This window comes from Lacipirellulaceae bacterium, assembly GCA_040218535.1.
Taxonomy (GTDB): Bacteria; Planctomycetota; Planctomycetia; order Pirellulales; family Lacipirellulaceae; genus Adhaeretor.
On the sequence record JAVJRG010000006.1, the window covers coordinates 23,179 to 46,025 of the forward strand.

15 protein-coding genes and 2 rRNA genes are annotated in these 22,847 nt (G+C 53.5%); 15 read left to right on the forward strand and 2 right to left on the reverse strand.

From position 1 onward, the window contains the following. Window positions 1–166: 166 nt before the first annotated feature. Together RIB44_08850 and RIB44_08855 are read left to right on the forward strand one after the other, a co-directional pair. Window positions 167–1,651 carry a mandelate racemase/muconate lactonizing enzyme family protein gene (locus tag RIB44_08850; protein MEQ8616689.1) on the forward strand — a complete coding sequence of 495 codons (1,485 nt, stop codon included), beginning with the start codon at window positions 167–169 and terminating at the stop codon, window positions 1,649–1,651. Window positions 1,652–1,676: 25 nt separating this feature from the next. Continuing rightward, window positions 1,677–2,912 carry an alginate lyase family protein gene (locus tag RIB44_08855; protein ID MEQ8616690.1) on the forward strand — a complete coding sequence of 412 codons (1,236 nt, stop codon included), beginning with the start codon at window positions 1,677–1,679 and terminating at the stop codon, window positions 2,910–2,912. 81 nt (window positions 2,913–2,993) lie between these two features. Here RIB44_08855 and RIB44_08860 read toward each other — a convergent pair whose 3' ends face one another. Then, window positions 2,994–3,611: a PEP-CTERM sorting domain-containing protein gene (locus tag RIB44_08860; protein ID MEQ8616691.1), complete on the reverse strand. Its 618-nt coding sequence runs from the start codon at window positions 3,609–3,611 to the stop codon at window positions 2,994–2,996. A 541-nt stretch (window positions 3,612–4,152) separates the two neighbouring features. On the opposite strand from RIB44_08860, the gene RIB44_08865 reads away from it, so the two are divergent. The 12 genes from RIB44_08865 (at window position 4,153) to RIB44_08920 (ending at window position 20,537) form a co-directional block, all read left to right on the forward strand. After that, window positions 4,153–5,631, forward strand: coding sequence for a diguanylate cyclase (locus RIB44_08865; protein MEQ8616692.1), 1,479 nt, complete (start codon window positions 4,153–4,155; stop codon window positions 5,629–5,631). A 111-nt stretch (window positions 5,632–5,742) separates the two neighbouring features. Then, complete coding sequence (locus RIB44_08870; protein MEQ8616693.1) at window positions 5,743–6,210, forward strand: hypothetical protein; 468 nt, start codon at window positions 5,743–5,745, stop codon at window positions 6,208–6,210. A 635-nt stretch (window positions 6,211–6,845) separates the two neighbouring features. After that, window positions 6,846–9,771: ribosomal RNA gene (locus tag RIB44_08875) — 23S ribosomal RNA — on the forward strand. 113 nt (window positions 9,772–9,884) lie between these two features. After that, a 5S ribosomal RNA gene (rrf, locus tag RIB44_08880) occupies window positions 9,885–9,993 on the forward strand. A 366-nt stretch (window positions 9,994–10,359) separates the two neighbouring features. Beyond that, window positions 10,360–11,466: a hypothetical protein gene (locus tag RIB44_08885; protein MEQ8616694.1), complete on the forward strand. Its 1,107-nt coding sequence runs from the start codon at window positions 10,360–10,362 to the stop codon at window positions 11,464–11,466. A gap of 207 nt (window positions 11,467–11,673) precedes the next feature. Beyond that, window positions 11,674–12,165, forward strand: a complete 492-nt coding sequence (locus tag RIB44_08890; GenBank protein MEQ8616695.1) for a PEP-CTERM sorting domain-containing protein — start codon at window positions 11,674–11,676, stop codon at window positions 12,163–12,165. A 65-nt stretch (window positions 12,166–12,230) separates the two neighbouring features. Further along, the gene (locus RIB44_08895; protein ID MEQ8616696.1) at window positions 12,231–14,315 is read left to right on the forward strand and encodes a hypothetical protein; all 2,085 of its coding nucleotides are present in this window, start codon (window positions 12,231–12,233) and stop codon (window positions 14,313–14,315) included. 198 nt (window positions 14,316–14,513) lie between these two features. Further along, window positions 14,514–15,836, forward strand: coding sequence for a hypothetical protein (locus RIB44_08900; protein MEQ8616697.1), 1,323 nt, complete (start codon window positions 14,514–14,516; stop codon window positions 15,834–15,836). Between the two features lie 249 nt (window positions 15,837–16,085). Beyond that, complete coding sequence (locus tag RIB44_08905) at window positions 16,086–17,270, forward strand: GNAT family N-acetyltransferase (GenBank protein ID MEQ8616698.1); 1,185 nt, start codon at window positions 16,086–16,088, stop codon at window positions 17,268–17,270. A 227-nt stretch (window positions 17,271–17,497) separates the two neighbouring features. Continuing rightward, the gene (locus RIB44_08910) at window positions 17,498–17,992 is read left to right on the forward strand and encodes a hypothetical protein (GenBank protein MEQ8616699.1); all 495 of its coding nucleotides are present in this window, start codon (window positions 17,498–17,500) and stop codon (window positions 17,990–17,992) included. A 33-nt stretch (window positions 17,993–18,025) separates the two neighbouring features. Then, a complete protein-coding gene (locus RIB44_08915) occupies window positions 18,026–19,072 on the forward strand; it encodes a zinc-dependent alcohol dehydrogenase family protein (protein ID MEQ8616700.1) in 1,047 nt (348 codons plus the stop codon). A 718-nt stretch (window positions 19,073–19,790) separates the two neighbouring features. Continuing rightward, the gene (locus tag RIB44_08920; GenBank protein MEQ8616701.1) at window positions 19,791–20,537 is read left to right on the forward strand and encodes a hypothetical protein; all 747 of its coding nucleotides are present in this window, start codon (window positions 19,791–19,793) and stop codon (window positions 20,535–20,537) included. 21 nt (window positions 20,538–20,558) lie between these two features. Here RIB44_08920 and RIB44_08925 read toward each other — a convergent pair whose 3' ends face one another. Continuing rightward, window positions 20,559–21,815 carry a PQQ-binding-like beta-propeller repeat protein gene (locus RIB44_08925; protein MEQ8616702.1) on the reverse strand — a complete coding sequence of 419 codons (1,257 nt, stop codon included), beginning with the start codon at window positions 21,813–21,815 and terminating at the stop codon, window positions 20,559–20,561. 285 nt (window positions 21,816–22,100) lie between these two features. Here RIB44_08925 and RIB44_08930 point away from each other — a divergent pair, with 285 nt between their 5' ends. Further along, the gene (locus RIB44_08930) at window positions 22,101–22,706 is read left to right on the forward strand and encodes a RimK/LysX family protein (protein ID MEQ8616703.1); all 606 of its coding nucleotides are present in this window, start codon (window positions 22,101–22,103) and stop codon (window positions 22,704–22,706) included. The last annotated feature ends 141 nt before the right edge of the window (window positions 22,707–22,847 follow it).

Consider the following 22,847-nt stretch of genomic DNA (forward strand, 5'->3'; position numbering starts at 1 on the left):
GCCGCCGGGCGTTAGCCCCCGGTTGCCCAGAGAACCGGACGCTAACGCGTTGCGGCTGATATTCTGAAACGGCCCCTAGTAGAAAAAAGAGAGTAGAACTCGCGAGATTGCACCTCCGCGAGCACCCATGCGACCAAGAATCGAGACTTGAAGGAAGCGAAACCAAGTGAACCCCCAGCCGCTAGAAATCAACGCCCACACAAAGAACTTTGGTTCGAAGGCTACCGATGTGCAACTGCGCGGCGCGGAACTCTACTTCCTCCCCGTCAAGACACGCGTGCCGCTAAAGTTCGGCACGGAGACGCTTACCTCAGTGACGTGCGCTCGCGTTCAAGTCGAAGTTGCAGATCAACATGGCAACACGGCTACCGGCTGGGGTGAGGTGCCCCTGAGCGTGCAATGGGTGTGGCCGAGTGAGATGAGCTACGAGGCTCGACACACAGCGCTCAAAGATTTTTCCGAGCAGCTTACCTCTGCCTGGGCAGGGTTTCACGCTACGGGCCACCCCATGGAAATCGGCTACGATTTTCAGCAGCAAGTCCTGCCGACACTCCTTGCCGGGTTCAACCGTGATTGCCAACCACATGAACGCATGCCCAAATTGGCCTCTCTGGTCTGCTGTTCGCCGTTCGACGTCGCACTCCACGATGCCTACGGCAAGCTGCATGAGGTTCCCGTTTATTCAACCTACAACCGGCAATACATGAATCGCGACTTGTCCGCGTTCATGCAGGGTGCCAGCCAAAATGACAATTCTGGCAGTGCTAATGGCGAGAGCATCAGTTTCACCGGAAAATATCCTGAAGACTACCTCTCTTCCAATCGCGAAGATCACTTACCAGTTTGGCACTTGGTGGGCGGGCTCGACCCCTTGGATCGATCACAACTGAACGGCCAAGCGGTGGGCGACCAGGAACCGGAGGTCCTCGACGAGTGGATTTCGCGAGACGGTCTCGACTGCTTCAAAGTGAAGCTGCGTGGCAACGACGAACCCTGGGACTACGACCGTCTCGTCCAAGTCAGTCGCATTGCTGCTACGCAGGGCGATTACGTCCTGACGGCTGATTTCAACTGCACCGTGACCGAGCCGGATTACGTCAACAGAATTCTTGATCGCCTGAAAGAAGAGCAGCCAACGGCCTACGATTCAATTCTGTATGTCGAACAGCCTTTCCCCTACGACTTGGAAGCACACCAAATCGACGTGCGTAGCGTCTCACAGCGGAAGCCGTTGCTGATGGATGAAAGCGCCCATAGTTGGGAATACGTCCGACTGGGCCGTTCGCTCGGTTGGACTGGGGTCGCACTGAAGACTTGCAAAACGCAGACCGGTGCGCTGCTTATGCACTGCTGGGCGAAGGCTCACGGCATGCATGTCATGGTCCAAGACCTCACGAACCCAATGTTGGCACAGATTCCCCACGTGCTTCTAGCTGCCCATGCTGAAACCATGCGAGGAGTCGAGTCCAACGCAATGCAGTTCTATCCACAAGCTTCAGTAGTTGAGGCGAAGGTCCATCCTGGGATTTACCAGCGTCGCAACGGGCAACTTGATTTGACTTCAATCCAGGGGCCCGGCTTCGGTTATCGGCTCGATGAAATCGACCGCGACTTAGACGAACCTGTAGAACGCTCGGGTAGCCTCTCGTAATAGCCGATTCGCCAGAAGACTTTCCATGCGTTTTTCTCTTCTCGCAATTTTTTTTGCTGCGGCTCTCTCGACTACTTCCTGCCAGGCCGTTCCTGCTGAAAACGCCAAACCAGAACCGGTCTACTGGGAGTTGGATCAGTTAGCAAAGATTCGTGGCACCGTTCGAGGGACGACGAGAGAATCGGGGCCTGAGCTTGAAGAGCAAATTGACCGCCTGCGGAAACTGGCAGACCAATCTCTGGCCCGCGGTCCTTATTCCGTCACTTTTAAGGAAGAAGTTCCCCCGAGCGGCGATAAACACGACTATTTGAGTTTCAGCCGCTACTGGTGGCCCGATCCTGCCAAACCCGATGGGCTACCCTACATCCGACACGACGGCAAGGTGAACAACGCGCTCCGGCGGCGCGGTGATCGTGACCAGATAGGGAAGCTCTCCCTGAGTGTTGAAGTTTACGCACTGGCTGCCTATCTCTTCGATGAGGAGAAATATGCTAACCACGCTGTGAAGCTGATTCGCACATGGTTTCTTGATCCCAAAACGAAAATGAACCCGCACATGAAGTTCGGTCAAGGTGTCCCAGGGCGAGCGGACGGACGCGGGGTTGGGATCCTCGATTCACGTGGTTTCATTCGTGTGCTTGATGCCGTTGATTTGCTAACCTCTGAGGGGCGGTATCCGCAAAAAGATCTAGAAGACCTAAAAAAGTGGTTTGCCGAGTATCTGATCTGGCTACGTACCAGTGACTTGGGGAAGGACGAAGCAAACGCGAGCAACAATCACGGCTCCTGGTATGCCGCCCAGACGGCAAGAATCGCTCTGTTCGTCGGCGAAACTGAGATCGCGCGAGACATCGTGGAGCAGGTACAACAGCAACGAATTCCCGAACAATTCATGAAGGATGGTAGCCAACCTGCGGAGCTGAAGAGAACCCAGTCGCTGCACTATAGCTTCTTTAACCTCGAAGCCCTTTCAGTGGTTGCTCGGATTGGAGAGAAGATTGGGGTCAATCTGTGGGAGTCGACCGATTCGAACCCAGGACTTCGCCCAGGAATCGACTTTCTCATGCCCTACGTTCTGAAGCAAAAAGAGTGGACCTACCAACAAATGCAGGAGTTCTCCCTATCCAACGGTACGGTCTACTTGCTACGGATGGCTTCTGTCCGTTACGAGGACGCCAAGTATTTAGACCCGATTGGCAAGTACCCACACCGTCATCCTGAACTCGATCACGCCCTACTTCTATTCCGGGCGACAGAGTAGCCTAAGCGGCTAGAAAACGAGAAGAGGTCATCCCGCATGTGGGATGACCTCTCGATAGTATCACTTGGAACAGAGCCGCACCTAGCGACGGCGTCCGCAACCAACCAACAACCCGGCGAAACCAAGTAGGGCGAGACTTGTTGGCTCTGGTACGCTGATCGTGTCAAAAATCACCCAACGTGGGTCGGCGTTAACGAACACGACCTCGAAACGTTCTGAATCAGGATTAGGTATGATTCGGTAGTCGTCCCACCGATGATAAATATTCCCAGAAATATTTGTCGGCGGCGTCGAGTTGACTAGCTGAACCGCTCCACCGGGGCTCGGAAGAATCGCTTGCGCAAAAGCATCTGCCCCCTGGGAAGGTAAGCCGAACCAACTGTACTGAATGCGAATGAGCTTTAGGGGCTCTTGATCGATATAGTTCGGTAAGGCGATTGGGTAGAGAATTCCATTGGTGCTTGATTGCGCAGGACCGACCATCGGCTGCAAAGCATCAAGCGGATAGGTTGGATTCGCCCCAGTCGCAAATTGACTCGGTCCCCCGGGCACTTGGCCACCGAACAAATCGAATTTCGCCATCACGGTGTTCGGTGCGCCCCGATACGGCGCCGGTGCCAAGTCGTCTGCTTGAACAACTGTGCAATAGCAGGCCAACAAAAAGCCAACGCAAGCAAACAGGCAGTTGAACTTTCTCATCACCACATCCCCCATAGAAAAGAGTGAAGCATTTCAGACGCCCAACCGCAGACGTCTGCAGTCAACCCAGCAAAGGCGACAGCCCTCGCACACTCCAGCCACCCGCAAGAATACTGCGGACTACCGCATCACACCATACTCCGTTCTGGTGGTAGGGAAGCAGGATGAATCACTAGCCTTCTTCCCTAAGGAATCGAGTGGCATCGCACACAACTCCCTTCCTTAAAACGGCTTATGTCATTTACGGCAGCCCTGAACTAAGAATGAATCTCGCAGACCGATAATTTCATAAAATCCTGGCCGAGCCTCTGGTCATGCAGGTTGGTCGGACGTGCAATCGATAGAGTCCGCAATATCGGTCGTGAAAACCTGTTACGAGAGATGATCTGCTCCCCCTTGCCGAGCCATGTTTGACCGTCACAGGGGGCAATCTATGTTTTCCTATTAGTCAGAACTACGCCTCTAGCGTTGCTGCCAACGTGGCCTGGGAAATCTGCCTAATGTTGATCCTGCCCCAAATGAGATTTCACCCGGAGTCCTTGTGTTACTTCTCGGCGCTTCTTTTTCGAGCATCCTGATTGATGTCGGGCTAGCACTGATTGCGCTGGTGGTAGGCTTCTTTGGTGCCTACTTTTACTTGCAATTCGCCAGCGAAGACTCGCTGCCCAACGGGGAAGCGGAGCCTTCCGAAGAAGACATCGTGCGTGAAGCGAACAAGGCTGAACGTGCCAGCATGGCAGTTGATCAAGTACGCGACCTGACTCGTGGTGTCGTCAGCGATGTTGGCCAACACAATGCGGTCGTCGAAGGCATCAATGACGAACTGAACGCGATCGATCAAAACAGTGCAGGCTCCGGCGATGCTGTTGCCGCCGCGATTGCCAAGATGCTGGACGCCAATGACAAGCTACAAGCTCGCCTGGAAGAGGCTGAGCTGAAGATACAGTCGCAGGCAGAAGAGCTTCGCACCCAGGAAACAGAAGCCCGCACGGATTCACTCACGAAACTGGCCAATCGTCGAGCGTTCGACCAATCCATCGAGCACAATCTTGAGAAGTTCCGCAAAGAGCGCGTTCCCTTCTCGATGATTCTCCTAGATGTCGATCACTTCAAGAAGTTCAACGATACCCATGGCCACCAAGCGGGTGATGAAGTGCTTCGCGTGGTCGGCCGCACGCTTAAGAACGTCGTGAAGAAAACTGACGCGCCATGCCGTTACGGAGGTGAGGAGTTTGCGATCGTGCTGCCATGCACGAATGCCTCCCAAGGACGAATTGCAGCCGAAAGAGTACGCAAAGCCATCGAGGCAGCAGTGGTCTCTTTCGAAGGGAAAGACCTCAGAGTGACTGCCAGTGTTGGCTTGGCCGAAGTCGCCGGTGGCGAAAAAGCGGACCTCCTGATCCGCAGAGCCGACGATGCCGTCTATGCAGCCAAAGACAACGGGCGAAATCGGAGCTATTGGCAGGATGGCGTCGACTGCTTACCCATCGATCAAGACAGCAAGCAAGCATCTCCGGCAGAGCAACATCAAAAGCCTGTCAAAGAGCCCGCATTGCCTGATAATTCCCTGCCCTCAGCGGCAACTTTCAGCGACGAACTAAGCCGTCGTGTAGCCGAGAGCCACCGGTATGGCGTTTCGCTTTCGGTGATGCATCTGGCTATTAAGGACTTCGATGATCTCAATGGAAAGTTTGGAGAAGCCGTCGGCAAACTGCTCACCGATTCCGTTGGTGGCTATATCAAGAGCACCCTCCGCGAGATGGACCTGCTAGGAAGCCTCGGAGAAGGTCGCTTCGCGGTCATGCTTCCCGGAAGTAGCGAGAATGAAGCCAAATTGGTCGGCAAACGAATCCAGACGGCAATCTCTAACTGCGCAATCCCGATGGGCAAGGACCAACTCCGTCTGGAGATGCACCTCGGCGTAGCCAATGTCGAGCCGGACGACGATGCGAATTCGATGATGAGTCGAGCGAAGTCGCTAATGGAACGCGTTGCCAAAGGCCTGCCCGTCGAGGTTTGAGCGACAACTTTCCGAGCCGAGAGGCGTAAGCCCTCGGGTGGTACTCTCACCAGCTTCCTCATGGCGGCTCGAAACTTTTCTTGCTGAACTCAAGGCTGCTACAATCGAGATATGCCTGATCAGCAAGAAGCTCCGCCGTCATTTCCCATGGAATCAGAGGGCAATGGTCATCAAAGTGTGACACGGTTTCGATTTAGCCTGCGGAGTCAGCTATTCCTAATGACGGCTCTCGGCCTGCTGTGTGGTCTCGCACAGCTCTTGCCTCTGGGCTTCAGCCTATTTGTGCTTAGCGTACTCAATCTTGCGATCACTTCAGTCGCAGCAACAGGGCTGTTATTCGCCAAAGGGCAGCGAAGAGCATTCTGCCTAGGTGCCTTGCTAACAGTTGGCTACACCTGGACAACTGGCGGCGGAGTCATGCTGCAGCAGGCGATCAGTTCTTATCGATCTTCAACTTCAGCGATCTGGCTCTGGTTCAAGTACGCCGTCTTGGTCGCGGCCGCTATCGCCAACGGCCTCCTCTGCATCTATGCCAGGCGCTACTTCGAACGCACTGATCCGGCCTCCAAGGACATGTAAAAGCTTGCCACCTTTGCCAAGCCGAACGCCCGAGCAGGACGAATTCACAAATTCTTCACGCCTCCCCTTGATCCGGGCTAAGTCTGCCCTACAATTCGAGCCGATGAGTTGGGAACGCTAGCAGTAATGCCCATGGCAAGATTGCTCGTTCTCGAAACTCGCTGGCTCGGAAGCCTTTCTTTTGGCCAACGACCTGTTTACCTCAGGTCGATCTATGCCAAGAAAGATTCTCGCAAATCCTCAATTTGGGGCTTTGACAGCTAGCCTGCCATCGCTATGATTTAGGATTCCCACCAAGTGATTGGAGGGAACAGTAACGGCCCTCTCTGAGAGCCGCACGATCTTTGACAATTTGGTGTTTTAAGCAAGAGTGGCATCTGATTTTCACTGATGTTCCTCGGCCAGCGACACGTATTCATTTGAATACAGTGCTTAGCCGTGAAACATCCTGTGATTTTCCTTTGTCCTTAGACAAGATATTTGAAGCGTTACTCAAGAGATCAACGGTTGGGTTACTTTTGTGGCCTAACCGCCAACATCTCTTTGTGGTCATTCACATGTATCTTTCGCTTCTTGTGAGTTCTGGCGAAGCCTCCGTGGCAAAGTCAGTTGGATCGAGAGCTTTTGATAAATGTGGTCAAGCTACAAAGGGCGTATGGGGGATGTCTTGGCATCAGAAGGCGATGAAGGGCGTGGAAGTCTGCGAAAAGCTCGGGGGAGTTGACAAACAAATGATGATCCCGAGATTCCTGAATTAACCCATTGTGAATACATAGCTTTGGGTGGCAAACGTGGGGAACTGAAACATCTAAGTACCCACCGGAAAAGAAAGAAAAATCGATTACGTCAGTAGCGGCGAGCGAACGCGTAATAGCCCAAACCGCGGGGGTTTCCCCTGCGGGGTTGTAGGGCTCTTCACATGGGAGTCATAAACTTGCTTGCTAGCAGAATGGTCTGGAAAGGCCAACCACAGAGGGTGACAGTCCCGTACGCGAAAGTGAGCAAACTCCCGAGGAGTTCCTGAGTAGGTCGGGCCACGTGGAATCCCGACTGAATCTACGAGGACCATCTCGTAAGGCTAAATACTCTCTGATGACCGATAGCAAACTCAGTATGGTGACTGAAAGATGAGAAGAACCCCTGTTAGGGGAGGAATGTGAACCTGAAACCATACGCCTACAAGCGGTCGGAGCACTATGCCCTTCGGGGAATGTGTGACGGCGTGCCTTTTGCATAATGATCCGGCGAGTTACCGTGTGCGGCTCGGTTAAGGACTTCCGGTCCGAAGCCTCAGGGAAACCGAGTCTGAATAGGGCGACAATTGGTCGTACGTGGTAGACGCGAAACCAGGTGAACTACCCATGAGCAGGTTGAAGCGCGGGTTAAACTGCGTGGAGGACCGAACCCACTTAGGTTGAAAACTGAGGGGATGACTTGTGGGGAGGAGTGAAAGTCTAATCAAACCTGGAGATAGCTCGTTCTCTCCGAAATAGCTTTAGGGCTAGCCTTGAGTTAACTATGCAGCGGGGGTAGAGAGACTGATTTGGTTTGGGGCCCTTCCCGGGGTACCCTGCTGAGCCAAACTCCGAATACCGTTGTAACTACCTCAGGAGTCAGTCCGCGTGGGATAAGCTTCGCGGTCGAGAGGGAAACAACCCAGACTATCTGCTAAGGTCCCGAAGTCATACTCAGTCACTAAGGAAGTTGAATTGCTGAGACAACCAGGATGTTGGCTTAGAAGCAGCCACCATTTAAAAAGTGCGTAACAGCTTACTGGTCGAGCAATTCTGCGCCGATAATGAACGGGAGTAAGTATGACACCGAAGCAGTAGATTCAGTGATCCTTCGGGTGATCTGAGTGGTAGGAGAGCGCTGTACATCAGATACAAGGCGTACCGTAAGGAGCGCTGTCGGGGTGTACAGGTGATTATGCCGGAATGAGTAACGATAAGGCAGGTGAGAATCCTGCCCGCCGAAAGCCTAAGGTTTCCTGGGGAAGGTAATTCCGCCCAGGGTTAGCCGGTACCTAAGTCGAGGCCGAAAGGCGTAGACGATGGATAGCAGGTCAACATTCCTGCGCTACCAATGTGGACCGATGGAGGGACGGCGTTTGAATGGTGAGGGGATGGTTAGAAATATCCCTCGCCTGGTGAGGCTCAGGACGTAGTTAAATGCGCGTCCGTTCAGGCCGATCCGGGACAACCTCATTTATGTTGGGTATGTCATCTGAAGAACGTCCAAGAAAAGCTTCTAAGGGTTGAAGCATTGGTAACCGTACTAAAACTGACACAGGTAGGCGAGACGAGTAGTCTAAGGCGCTCGGGAGAACACTGGTTAAGGAACTCTGCAAAATGATCCCGTAAGTTCGCGATAAGGGATGCCCTTGGCGGTTCACGCTGCTGGGGGCCACAGTAAATCGATTTCTCCGACTGTTTATCAAAAACACAGGTCTCTGCTAACACGTAAGTGGATGTATAGAGACTGACGCCTGCCCGGTGCTGGTAGGTTAAGGTAGAGGGTTAGTTCATTAGAGCGAAGCTCCCGACCGAAGCCCCAGTAAACGGCGGCCGTAACTATGACGGTCCTAAGGTAGCGAAGTTCCTTGTCGGGTAAGTTCCGACCTGCATGAAAGGCGTAACGAGAGAAATACTGTCTCAACCAGTGACCCGGTGAAATTGTAGTCGTGGTGAAGATGCCACGTTCCCGCAGCTAGACGGAAAGACCCCGTGAACCTTTACTGTAGGCTGATATTGGGCTGTGCTATGTAGTGTGTAGGATAGGTGGGAGGCTTTGAACTCCGGTCGCCAGATCGGAGGGAGCCATTGGTGAAATACCACCCTCTTCATGGTTTAGTTCTAACTTCGATTCCCGTGAAACCGGGCGAAGGACAGTGTCAGTTGGGCAGTTTGACTGGGGCGGTCTCCTCCTAAAGAGTAACGGAGGAGTCCAATAGGCGCACTCAGCCTGGTTGGCAATCAGGCATCGAGCATAAAGGTAGAAGTGCGCTAGACTGCGAGACTTATCAGTCGAGCAGGTGTGAAAGCAGGGCTTAGTGATCCGGTGGTTCCGTATGGAAGGGCCATCGCTCAACAGATAAAAGGTACTCCGGGGATAACAGGCTTATCGCTCCCGAGCGTCCATAGCGGCGGAGCGGTTTGGCACCTCGATGTCGGCTCATCACATCCTGGGGGTGAAGAAGCTCCCAAGGGTTTGGCTGTTCGCCAATGAAAGTGGTACGTGAGCTGGGTTCAGACCGTCGAGAGACAGGTCGGTCCCTATCTACTGTGGGCGCACGAAACTTGAGGAGGTTCTTCTTTAGTACGAGAGGATTTAGAAGGACGACCCTCTGGTGTTCCTGTTGTCGCGCTAGCGGCACGGCAGGGTAGCTAAGGTCGGAACGGATAAACGCTGAAAGCATATAAGCGTGAAGCCCGCTCCAAGATGAGGTTTCGTAACCCAATGGGTGAGAGTCCCCTGAAAGACGATCAGGTTGATAGGCCGGATGTGTAAGTGCAGTAATGTATTCAGCTAACCGGTACTAATGGACGAACGCTTGACCGCATTTATCAAACGCTCTCAAACAATGTTTGAGGACAACGGATAAGCAGGTCCTCTCTTGCAACCAAAACACCAAAACGTCAGGGAGTGTCGGTCGACAGGTCGGCACTTCCTTTTCTGGCGACCATATAGTCGTGGAAACACCTGTTCCCATTCCGAACACAGTAGTTAAGCACGCCTAGCCGATGATAGTGAGAGCACTCGCGAAAGTAGGTATCGCCAGGTTTTATGAACCCCGCTCGGGAGAAATTCCGAGCGGGGTTTTTCTTGCGCTACCCTTTTTTGACCGGCCGCTTGCCGGCTTAGCCATGGATGAAGAAATTCGGTCGCGAATGAAGAAATCACTTCTTCAGCAAAACAACTGAGCCTGCTTAAGGTCCAAATTTGCCCATCGCACTATGATCTGATAAGCTCTGCTTTATTGGAGAAGCTACAACTCGGAAATTCAATCGACCCAGGAGCGCTAATGTCCAGTCCAGTCCAGTCCAGTCCAGTCCAGTACGTAAGCTACGTGCTCTGGTTGCTGTAGCTTGTTTGTCGGCGCTGGTTTTAGGCTCAAGCAATGCCACAGGAGATGAATTCTCGGCGTCGATGGACCTGAACTTCGACTACACCACGTATCTCCACTCATTCGAGAATGCCGGGGTATTCGATGACCCAGTCTCGATAGGAGTCAAGTACTGGATTCCAACGCAGCGAAATGTCGAAGGCGTCGTTACCTACCGCTTTCCGACTTCTCAGTTTGTCGACTCTGCCTACTTGTTCGGTGAGGTAGCAGCTTTCAATATTTTCGACTCGGGTGCACGAGCCTACCTGGATATTTCTGCGAATGGAATAGACTGGACGAATCTTGATCTTGAAACCCAGCAAAGCTCGACCAGTTTCAATAGTTTTGCAAAGTACGATGGGGATATTACCCCGCACGTCCTTGGCAGCCAGGACATTTGGGTACGAGCCCGCTTGCTCTCTACACGCACGCATTCATCGGGACAGTCTTTCTATGCGCAGTTCATGCGGGCAGATCAAGATGGCAGCTTTGAACCGAAGCTGATCGTTCAAGCAGATACCTCCGACACCACTACAGGTTTCCCAACTCCTGGAAGCCCGCGGACGACATCATTTCTCGTCACGGAAAGCCTTACTACGAATAGTGCATCCTCTGGAGGAGCTGAATATGACTTCGCTTCGATCACTGTCGATATCGATCCTGCGAATACCGAGTGGATTGCCTGGAATCAGGGCTCACCAGGTTTGGTTGAGAACGCGACTCGTCCCGGCGAGAAATTCTTCGGCCAACTCAACTACGGAACCGATGACTTCATCCGCATGACAATCACCGATCCGAATGGCGAATCGCTGACGGTCGACATCGACCAAAACAACGCCGCAGGTACTTCCTTTGGTCCTCAAAATGTCCTGTTCGGTGAGGCTGAGTCCACTCCCGATGCTATGAGATTCGCCAGACACTTCACAACGGATCCTATCTTCTTCGATGAAGCCGGGGCATTCAATTCGATCTTTACGATTGAGGGCGAATACAAATTTGACTTCTCCTTCCGCAATCAATTTTCATCAGCAGCCGGGCATACTGCACCGATTTATCTGATCGTAGCCGAGATTCCCGAGCCAAGTGCGATTCTCATACTGGGGATTGGTTGCTTCTCATTAATACGTGTGCGTTATCTTCCAACGGAGTGAAAAACGCGATAAGTGCTTTGGCTGCCCTTTCTGACAGCTTGACAGCACCAAGTCCTGATCCAATGATTGCAACATGCGAACCACCGTCACCCTAGACCCCGATGCCGAGCAACTCCTGCGTCAAGCAATGCAGCAGACCGGCGAAAGCTTCAAAGCGACGCTCTACCTAACACCAATAAGCCGGTCGGAACTGCCTTGGTCTACCAGGTGGATTTCAGTGTTGAAACCCTAGCAGTCTTTCCTGGCGAGCTTGGCTTCGCCAATGTCGGCTTCAGCATCGCCACGGACAATCTTGATACCACGGATTCCGATTGGACTCCTTCGGCGGTAGCCGCGTTATTGCTGGAGACCAACCTCGACGCCGGAATTCCCGACGATCTGGAAGGGATCCTCGCCTCGATCACTGGCGGCTTGGACGACCCAAACGACATCCGCACTCAGATCGGACAGAACGGACCAACCGTTATCGGCTCGATCCTCGTCGAATGGGATGGCGTAACGCCCGCTTCGCTTTCCACCGAGGACGTCTTGTTCTCCGCAAACTCCGCCAGCGGCATGTTCCTGGCTGCCCAAAGTGGTGGTTCAAGCTTGCTTCAGTTTGGCAATGTCCCTGAGCCGGCAACCTTGGTGCTTTTAGTGGCAGGCGCCTCAATTTTCTTCGCCAATCGACGTCGGATTGAGTACATTAAGCAACATTGAGGACCACTGGCTCACCAGATTTCCCTTTAGAAAACTTAGACACTGTTCACTTCGAGGCTTGGCCGATGCGTTGTCTCTCTTCGCGTTATCAACGAATTCTACTATTTGCGGGCCTCCTTAGCCTGACCTATGAAGCCAGCCAAGCACAGGTGATGCTTGACCCGAATTTTGGCAATTCTGGGATCGCACGATTCGATTTCGGTGGTGCCTATGACGATCTCGAAGGACTGTCGGTAGGTAGCGACGGAAATATCTGGGCTGTTGGCACCGGCGGCACCTCCAATCGATTTGCTGTGGCGCGCCTCTTACCCAATGGCCTCTTCGACAACAGTTTCAACGGCTCAGGTAAGCTCATTATTTCGAGCTCAGGTGGCTCGCCAGCGGTACAGGCTTTGGATGATGGCAAGGTGATGCTCGGCGTGCCAAAGTTTACTCAACCTCGCGCATTCAGGGCCATTCGATTGAACGCCAACGGTACTTTCGATTCGTCATTCGGAATTGGCGGGCAAGGTGAGATCGAATCGCCGTCGCAAGTCTACATCAGAGATCTGATGATCCAACCCGACAATAAGATTCTGATCGGTGGGTACGACATCTTCTCAAGCGATTGGAACTTCATGTTGACTCGGTTTAACGCCGACGGAAGCCCCGATTTGAGCTTCGGAAACAACGGACGAGTCGTTACTGCCTTCAACCGGCCTAACCTCAGTAACCCTGATGACTTTTTGCAAGCGATTGAATTGCAACCCGACGGCAAGATTCTCGTCGGAGGGCATACGGAGACTTTCTTCAGTAGCACTAGCTTCACACCCTACACTCATGCCTTGGCGCGTTATCATCCTGACGGATCACTCGACACCTCCTTTGGGAATCAGGGGCAGAGCGTGCTGCGATTTTCCAACAATGCTTTCGATCTGGAACAGGTAACCGACCTCAAATACCTCGCGAACGACAAGATTCTCGCGACGAGTGGCTCCCGAAGCGAAACTGCTTTACTGCAGTTGAACCTCGACGGTTCGCTCGATACAAGCTTTGGAAGTAATGGTCGGATCGTCGCTCCAAGCAATGCCCCTTGGAAGGACCCAAACGCCATGCTGCAGGACTCACAGGGACGCCTGTTGCTGGCCAATGCAGACTCGTTCTCGGTATCTCGCTTGATGCCAGATGGCAGCCTGGATACTTCCTTCGGAAACAACGGAACCTTTGATATCGATGTCGGAGCTAGCTTTCGAACCGATACCACCAGCCTGCAGTGGGCTCCCAATGGTGACTTGATCGTTGGTGGCTATTCCGTTGTAACTGCGAATGCCGACTCAGACTGGCATATCGCGCGGTTGCAGATCGGACCTCCCGCGCCCACTCAAACCGTTTCCTTGACTCCAACTTTTGACGTGAAGTCGATACCGGGCTCCACACCCTCAATTACCGACGGTGAGACAAGTCTCACTGCGGGTCTTGGGTTCAATGCGGAAAACCCTGAAGAACGACCGATTCTAGAATTCTCCATCGAAGGCATTCCTGCTGACGCCACAATCACGGCAGCTTCTTTGTCACTCGACCCAGTAGTCAGTTCAGGCTCGCCGAGAATTGAAATCTTAGGCTACGCGGGCGACGGGCTGGCATCGCTTTCAGATATCGATGCCGCAGGTGAAGTTCTGGCCACGACAGGGGCAGTCAATGCCGGCATGCCTGCGATAGAGGCAGCACTCGACACCTCGTTTATTCAATCGCTCCTGGGAGAGAGCTCGCACATCGGACTGCGATTACGTAGCCTCGACCTGCCGCTCTATGTTGGTTTCCGCTCAGAGGAATCGTCTTTCGGACTGCCGCCGCAATTGACCCTAACCTACACCATCTCCGGCGGGCCTGCTGACATGAACCAAGATGGTTTCGTCGACGAACTTGATCTGGCCGCTTGGGTCGCTGCCTATGGTCAAACGGCTGAGGGAGACGCAAACGAAGATGGAGAAACAAGCGGCCTGGACTTCCTGATGTGGCAGTCCGAGTACTCGCAAGCGTCCAGCGCTACGAGCGGCGTAGTGGCAGCACCGGAGCCAAACACGCTTGCACTTGCTCTTTTGGGAGCGACATTTGCCATCGCCACTCGACGACAGCCCAATCACACAAAATCGAAAACGAAGCTGCTCTGAGCGCAACTTCGTCTTGTCCAAGAGTTCAATAGCTTTCGAATTTCGAATCCTCGCTCTGGAATCAATAGGTGTCTCCATTCAACCAGAGCAAGGGCTTTAGAGCTGTTTGCACCTAGTCACGCACGGTAATTCCAGCTACAGTGGACACTAGGCGCAAATCAATGCGGCCAGCCACACATCACATGATCGGGATTCGCCGTGAGAAAATACGCTCAGAGAAGCACTCTCTCTATCTGTTGTTTGCTAACTCTGTTAATCGCACTCCCTGAAGGTTTCGCACAGGGTTTCGAAAGCCAGATTTCAATCGCTAGAAAGCAAGAGCCCAACTGGACGCCGCTCTGGAACCTGGCTCCTTACCGATCCGGTACGACCCGTCGTATTAATTGGCGTCGCGGGGGTGGTCTGAGCGGCTCTATCACCATAACAAACCCCTTTCCCCCGCCAAAGCCTTGGCAAATCGATGCGCAAAAGCCGATCGAGTTGATTTCCCTGAATCGTGGCTATGAAAGAGACAACTGGGTTGACGTGAGAGCCGGTAATGAGCTTGTCGAGATCAGTAGCGACCCCTACACGTATTCCTCGAATAGTATCGGCTATTCCAAACACTATCGGTCGACTTACGCGAGGGTGATTGATCTGGATGACCTTACCGTAGGCAAGGCCGAATCACTGATGGGACAGACCTCGTATGTCGACGACAACTCGTTTCAAAATGCCTATCAGCTTTCGACTTCGGCCATCTTAGACCCATTGATGAACGCCGGCTCGCAGGCTTCCTCCAATGGCAGCTTTCATTTCTCTGCCTCCTATCGAATCCATGAGCCAGCCCAGTTTAACTTGCGTGGCTCAATCGCAGGTTCAGAGAGTCTGTCCGGCACGTTTAACTTCAGTAAGCGAAACAGCAGTCAGTCGATTTACCAGACAAGTCTGGATGAGCTTATCAGCCCCGAAGGCTCACTTAGCTTCGCTTTGGAAGGAATCCTAGAGCCCGGCATTTACGACTTTGATTTTGAAGCAGACTCTTCAGTCACGATTTCGCCACTGGCAGCTCTTGATGCGTTTGGCCTAGCGTCCACCAATGAGATGGGCGAGTTTATTTTTGACTTTGAGGCCTCGACTCTTTCCGAGTTGCAGTATCCCCTCGCCGACCTTAACCATGACGACAGCGTTGATCACCAGGACTTGCTTGCTTGGGAATCTTCGCTAACACAGCCCGATGCTCAAGCCGACATCAATCAGGATAGCAACATTGATGGAAGCGATTTTTTGAAAATGCAGACAGCCTTAGAGCCTTCGCAAGCGGCCAGTGGCTTGATACGGAATTGGGGCGAGCAGTACCAGGCAACGCACGAAAAACTTCTTGGTCTCGAGCCTGGGCAAAGCTTCCTGAATTGGCAACGATCCTTTGGCCGCCTTCAAGGTTCAGCCGCGTCCCTTGCCGCAGTTCCTGAAATGAACTCATTGCTGACTCTCTTGTCAGGCTTCATCGCTAGTGTTGCTGTCCGGCGTCGATCGCGATAAAGCCTCGAAATGTTGCGAATGAGTATTGCCCGTGCATGCGCATGTTCCACTCCTCTGAGTTTGTTCTAGCTCGCTCAAGTACTTGCGCTTGCTCTCCCTATCTCGATAGCGATGGGAGAACCGGAATGGCACGGTTGTATTGGTTCTATCGTCTCTCGAATCAAGGTTTGGGCGTAAAAGGCAATTGGCGTTTGAGGTCTTCTGCGAGGTAGATTTAGGGGTCTCCAATTCCTAACAATCACCTCCAAAATGATTCAACTTCAGACCGAATTACTTGCCGGCCGCGATGCCCTCCTCGCCGCCACAGACTCCTGGAACGACCTCTGGGAACGCAGCTACGCGCGGCAATCCACCGTCCGAGCGGAGGGAATCGCTGCTTGGTTGAAGCATTTCGCGGACGGTCGCGAGTTCGTTGGTGTCTGTGTTCACGACGAGGATCGACTAATTGCAGCTCTGCCTTTGGTTGTTGATCGGAGCGTCGGTTTCCTCCGAACCTACAAACTGCCGGTCAACTGCTGGGGAAACGCGGCTGACCTTCTAATTGATCGCGACGTTGACATTCAAAGTGCCACTGCCGCTTTGGTAGGCGCAATGCAAAGTTTGCCCAGCGGCATATTCTCCTTCGAGGAAATCTCTTTGGGGGCGCCGCAGTGGAGGGAGTTTCGCCAAGTGCTGCAGGATCAAAGAGGACGAAGCTACGCGACGGCGCTCTCGCCCGTCGGTGTCATTGATATTCGCGGCAATTGGGAAGCGTATGAGAAAAGCTGGTCTGGTAACCACCGCGGAGCAGTCAAACGCAAATTAAGAAAGCTCGAAAAGCAAGGCGAGCTCCGACTGGAACGGCATCGCACGAACGACGAGCAGCTCCAGCGCCTCCTAAGAGTCGCTTTTGAGATCGAAGACCGAAGCTGGAAGGGCTCTGAAGGCACTTCAGTACTGAAAGTGCCTGGTGTGTTCGATTACATCCTCGACGAAGCGCGAGCGGTCGCACAAAGAGGCAGCCTCGACGTTTGGTTTCTCTACTTGAACGACCAGCCGATAGCGTTTGAGTATTGCCACTTCGCCAGAGGGACCTGCTTCTCGCACAAGATTGGCTACGACCCCGATTTTTCTAAATACGGTCCGGGGCGTTTGCTTCGCTACCTGCAATTGCAGGAGTACCATGACGATCCTGATTGCCAACTGTTCGACATGCTCGGGACGCTCTGCCACTCGAAAGCGAAATGGGCTACCCGAACCTACGAGAGCGGTCGACTCATTGGCTCTGCCGGGCATCCGCTTACAAATGCGATCATCAGCGGCTACGCCTGGGCCGCGCCAAAGTTGCGAGCGATTCGCGGCACGACTGCAGAAGAGGCTCCTAAGCTTGGAGCTGAGAGCTATCTTGCTAACTCTGAAGCTGCAGAGGAAGCGGCTGTACTGGAAGTCCTTTAGGGCCATCGAGCTGATCTAAGCACCCAGGCAGTCCGTGGTTTCACTCCGCAACTCTACAAACGCTAGCGTCCACCTTGTTAAAATGTAGCGATTAGTCAAGACCTGCCATGCATCTGCCGATGACTGCATGTGTGTTGAGAGGAGGCTTCCTCTCACTGATGCTGCTGAGCCCTCACATCTGGTTACAGCATCAGTGAAGAATAAACGCTGCAGGTGCTGAGGAAATCATGCTTCACTTCTGGAACAAATACTTACTGTTAAGCTTGCTCTGCACGACTTCGCTGACTGGTTGTACATCCGTTATCGGCGGGCCTTACGCCGATGTGACGATCACGAGCAATCCTCCTCAAGCGGGTGTATCCGTAATGAATCAGAAAGGCGAGCTTGTTGCTAGGGGCACTACTCCAATGAAAGCCTCCCTGAATAGAAGTGGCGGCCTGCTTAGGACTCCCCCTAAATACACTGCAATTCTAGAAAAAAAGGGGTATGAATCAGAAAGCGTTGCTATCGATGCCAAACTGAGCCCCTGGCTTGTTGGCAATTTGGCAATCGGAAGCCTCTTCGGTCATGCTGCTGAATCAGCAAATGAAGCCATGTGGAATCTCGAACCAAGTAGAATTGAACGCCGACTGACTCCCATGTCCTCGCAACAGCTTGCAGGCCATAATGGGCATGAAGCAATGCAAGTGACGTTTGTAAGTGACGCGAAGAATAAGCGCTGAGATGGCTTTCTCCAGCCCCTTAACTGCCCAACAGTGCAAGCTCTCTCATACAACCAATTCCGCGGCCCGCTCGAAATCGGCGACTTTCCCGATCCCACGCCGCCTGCTGACGGTGTCGTCATCGAAGTTCGGGCCACGGGCGTTTGCCGTAGTGACTGGCACGGTTGGCTGGGTCACGACCCCGACATCAAAACGCTACCGCACGTACCCGGACATGAGTTCGCCGGCGTGGTTGCTGAAGTTGGTAGCGAAGTTAAAAATTGGCAAGCGGGCGATCGTGTCACGATGCCTTTCGTCGCGGGTTGCGGACGCTGCCCCGAGTGCGAATCGGGCAACAGCCAAGTTTGCGACAACCAGTTCCAACCCGGATTTACCGCCTGGGGTTCATTCGCCGAGTATGTAGCCGTTCCCTACGCCGATGAGAACCTCGTCCGTCTCCCCGACGACCTCGACTTCACCAAGGCAGCCAGTTTGGGATGCCGTGTCGGAACCGCGTACCGTGCGGTGGCTCTCCAAGGGCAACTACAGCTCGGTCAGTGGGTAGCCATTCACGGTTGCGGCGGACTGGGGCTTGCTGCCGTAGCAATTGCGTCAGCGTTCGGTGCAAGAGTCATTGGTATCGATATCCGAAAGGACGCGCTACAACTGGCCAGATTGCTCGGGGCCGAGGAAACACTCAACGCGACCGAAATCGAGAATATCCCTGCGACGATCCGTTCAAAAACCCAAAGGGGTGCCCACCTTTCGGTAGACGCCCTTGGCTCACAAGTTACCTGCGAGAACTCGATTCGCTGCCTTCGCAAACGCGGAAGGCACGTACAAGTCGGCCTGCTCACCGGAGACGATGCCTCGCCGCGGGTTCCCTTAGAACTTGCCCTTTCTCACGAACTCGAAATCGTGGGTAGTCACGGGCTGCAAGCCAGTTACTATCCCCAACTCCTGGACATGGTTTCCTCGGGACGGCTGGATCTGTCCCCGCTGATAGAGCGGCTGATATCCCTTTCCGAAGCGCCTGAAGCACTTCGTGGCATGGGCAACTTTTCGCATAGCGGAATGCAGATTATCGATCGAATCTCTTGAAGCGTTGCTTCGACCAAAGAGAATACTCTAGCTTGTGGGCACGCTCGCTTCCGACGCCTGCAAGCTAGCTAAAAACTCAGGCGAGCAACCCGATAGCCAATACATTCCATGCTTATATTTCACGATCTTCAGCGGCCTGGAATAGAACGCCAACCCAAGAAAACCGCCATAGAAACCAATCGGGAAGCAAAGCCACCCCAAGCCAGCATATCTCGGTTCGGGTAGGGCCAGTAGGACGAATGGCAAGGGCAATGAAATCGCAATCATCGCTCCGAAAATGAGCTTTCTGAGCAACAAGCGACGACGAACCCTAGCAGCGATACCTGCTTTCAAAAAGCAATGTCTTCTTGCCAGCAACGGAGCCAGAACAAGCAGATTAGGCGCAACGAATAGGAACAATTTGAATCCGTGTGAGTAGTGGGGAATCCTTTCCACCTGGCATTTTCGAGCATCGAGCGACACGTTCGTCCTAATACACCTCTCTGGGAGTGCGGTCTTGTCGGGGACGACAAGCAACTCACCTTCCACACGCGGGATTTGGCTAGGCTCTGAACTCAAGCTCTGCCTCCTGATTGGTGATTCTGATTGCTAGCAACTAGACTCTGCTACTTTTAACTGTTTCGCCAAACGCGTGATTCTAGCAGAAACACGACAGTGTTCGTACGTCCACCTAAGTTTCGCTATCATCTGTGATCAATCTCGCCGATCAAATAACCATATGCCGCTCAACCCACTCAGCCCCGTCACGGATTACCAATCGATGCTCAACCGCATCTTTTGGTTTACGTCGGCGGCTGCGCTGGTGGCGGTCTGGTTGCTGCGGACGAACCTGCCATGGCTTGACGAAACCCTGACGAGAATCGATTTCACGCTGGAGTTCGGTGGCGACAAAATCCTTCCAGTGGCAGGGGGCTACCTCTTTCCCGCCCTTGCGGTGGGACTCGCTTCGAGAATTTTCCGCATCCACGGCAAACTTGCCGATTGGTTGGGCATTCGCGAACGATTTGACGTGGATGTCATCATCCGAGAACTAGCTCAGCGTACAGGCTACGACTTGTCCCTGATGACTGACGAGCAGTTAACCCAATCACGTCACGAACTGATGCGACAGGCGTTCTATCCCTTCGTTAGCGGCCGCGATCCGCAAATTGACGAATCACTTATTCACCGTGCACGTGATTTGTGGTCTTGGTTATGGATCGGTCTCGAAGCAACCACCGTTTTCGTGTTGACCGGTCTTGCACTCGTTGCATCCGGAGCTCAACAACCGGGGATCACCGTGATGTTGACAGCACTTGCCTTGGCGTTCTTGGGGTTGCCGGCGGTTCGCAACGAATGCCGTCGGCACGCGGTGGCACAAGTTCGTGAAATCACCCGAAGTCCTGAGAGGTCGAGCCTCGTTTCACAGGCGTTTGATGAAATCCTAGGTGGGCGGTCGGTTGAGCCAATGCGGATGGCTGCGTAACCATCGACTCGCCTCAGGCTTCTACTGCCCAATGGCAGCTAAAAACTCTTGCCGCCCGCCGGCGGTCGCCTTTGAATACCGGTGGTAGAGCCGACCATCCAAGGGAGTCGGTGTCGCGAAGGCCTCGTCGCCGAGTTGGTTTTCGCCCAACGCTTGGAATCGCTCAGGGTTGGCTGCAAACACGAACGTCGTTCCCGCTTCGCTGGTCGCATAGATCTTGCCATCCACAAGAAGCGGCGAAGAACTGAAACCGCCGCCTAGACGCTGTTTCCACATCTGCTTACCGGAGCGGCAGCCCCAGCAGTATGCAATCCCGCGATCCGTGATTGTGTAGAGGAACCCATCCACAACCAGCATCGATTGCTCATAGCTCTTCGCTTGGTTCTTCCAAACAATGTTGTGCTGCCCGCCCGTCTCAACCGCGAGAGTAAACACTTCAGGGTATCCGCCGCTCGCGAAAGCGAGTTGACTCTCGGGATCGTAAGCCATGGTTCCACAAGTCGCTTGCGTCGTCCCCGACTTCGACCAATTCTCCTCACCGGTATTTGGGTCATAGCTAGCAAGCTGATAGTTTCCACTGATGAGGAGTTGAATTCTGCCATTGATCTTGGCTCGCGCCACCGAAGAGTAGGAGAGCTTCTGCGGACGTTTTGCTTTCCACTCACGCTGACCATTAGCTGTATTGAGCGCCACGATTCCGCTCTCATTGCCATCGTACTCGCTGGTGACGATGACCTTGTCTCCAACAACCACCGGTGACGATCCAAAACCAAACTTGTACTGCTGAGGATCAAACCCAATGGCTCGTTCTTGCCAAAGCTGCTCACCCTCAAGATCGAAAGCCGTCAACCAAGCGGCATCTTGATTCAGAAACAGAGTAAAAACACGCTGCCCGTCGGAAGCCACCGTCGGGCTCGCGTGGGTGTTATTGGGGTGAAGATTCTTCTCTTCGATCAGTCCGCCTCGATGAACGATTTGCTCCTTAAGCAACCTGCCGGTCTCTCGATCAAGGATTAAAAGCGACTGCGTCTGGGCGGCCTTATGAGCCGTCGTCAGATAGATGCGATTCCCGACGATCGTTGGCGAAGAATGACCACGTCCCGGCAAGGGAGTATTCCAGGCCAAGCCGGAGGCTTCACTCCACTCGACAGGAGCGGTCGCCCCAGCGGCAGCATGGTTGTCGCCGTTCGGACCACGCCACTGCTGCCAATCCTCGGCGAGTGCGGCAGGAAAACTGACCGCGAAACATAGGGCAGTCAAAATGGGGAGTTTCAACATGTCGGTTCTTCCTCTGCTCGGTTCCCGTGACTTCTCGGTTCTAACCCGCTAGCAACTAGAAAGCTAGACCTGCCAACGACTTGCCGCCCCGCGAATATCGCAAACCTAAAGAAACTGCTATATTGCTGCGTTCAAGACGTGAGGCCCTTCGGGATATTCAGATTTGCTAGCAAGAGGTGGTAAATGACCTTGAGCCCCCGAACCGAATCGTCTTGAATCTCGTCTGATTCGCGTTGCCGATGCGTATTCGGCGTCAGCGATCCGTCAAACCCCAAGAAGCCTCCGATGTTCCCCTCCGCCGTACAATCACTGTACGTGGCTACCCGGCCACAGTTGTCTCGTGCTATTCGTTTCGTAGTGTTTTCCGCGTTGATCGTTGGTATCAGCGCTGCGCCGTCTCTCGCTAAAGAGGGCCAGAAGCCCACACCGAAGCAAGAGAGCCAGGACGCTACGAAGACTCAGCAGGAAACACGACGCGAGAAGCAGGTCATTGGCGCTGTCGCTAGTGTCGAGGAAAAGCAGAGCGACCTGGTTTTCACCGCTCGTGTCGACACGGGCGCGACGACTTCGTCGATTCATGTTGAGGATTGGAAAATCGCGGATCAAGCCCAGGAAATGACGAAAAACCTCGGCAAGAAGATTCGCTTCCTGATTAAAAACGAACAGGGCAAGAGTAAGTGGCTTGAACGCAAGATCACCGAGATTTCCGTCATCAAGACTTCCGAACGGGAAGAAACTCGCTACAAGGTACCCGTCACGCTCGTCTGCAACGGCGTGAAGAAAAGAGTGCTCGTCTCGCTCAACGATCGCTCTCACATGAAGTATCCGATGCTGCTTGGTCGCAACTATCTCGAAGGCGACTTTCTCGTCGATGTCGAAATCGACGAGTAAACGATAACCGAAAGAATCTCTCATACCCGTTTCGACGCGGTGCTTGCACCGCGCTGACACGGGGTTTTCTTTTTGTCCTGTGTAAAAATAGGCAGCATTGGTTATCCTCGACGGTTCTTAGGGTCGCAACACGATCTCCGA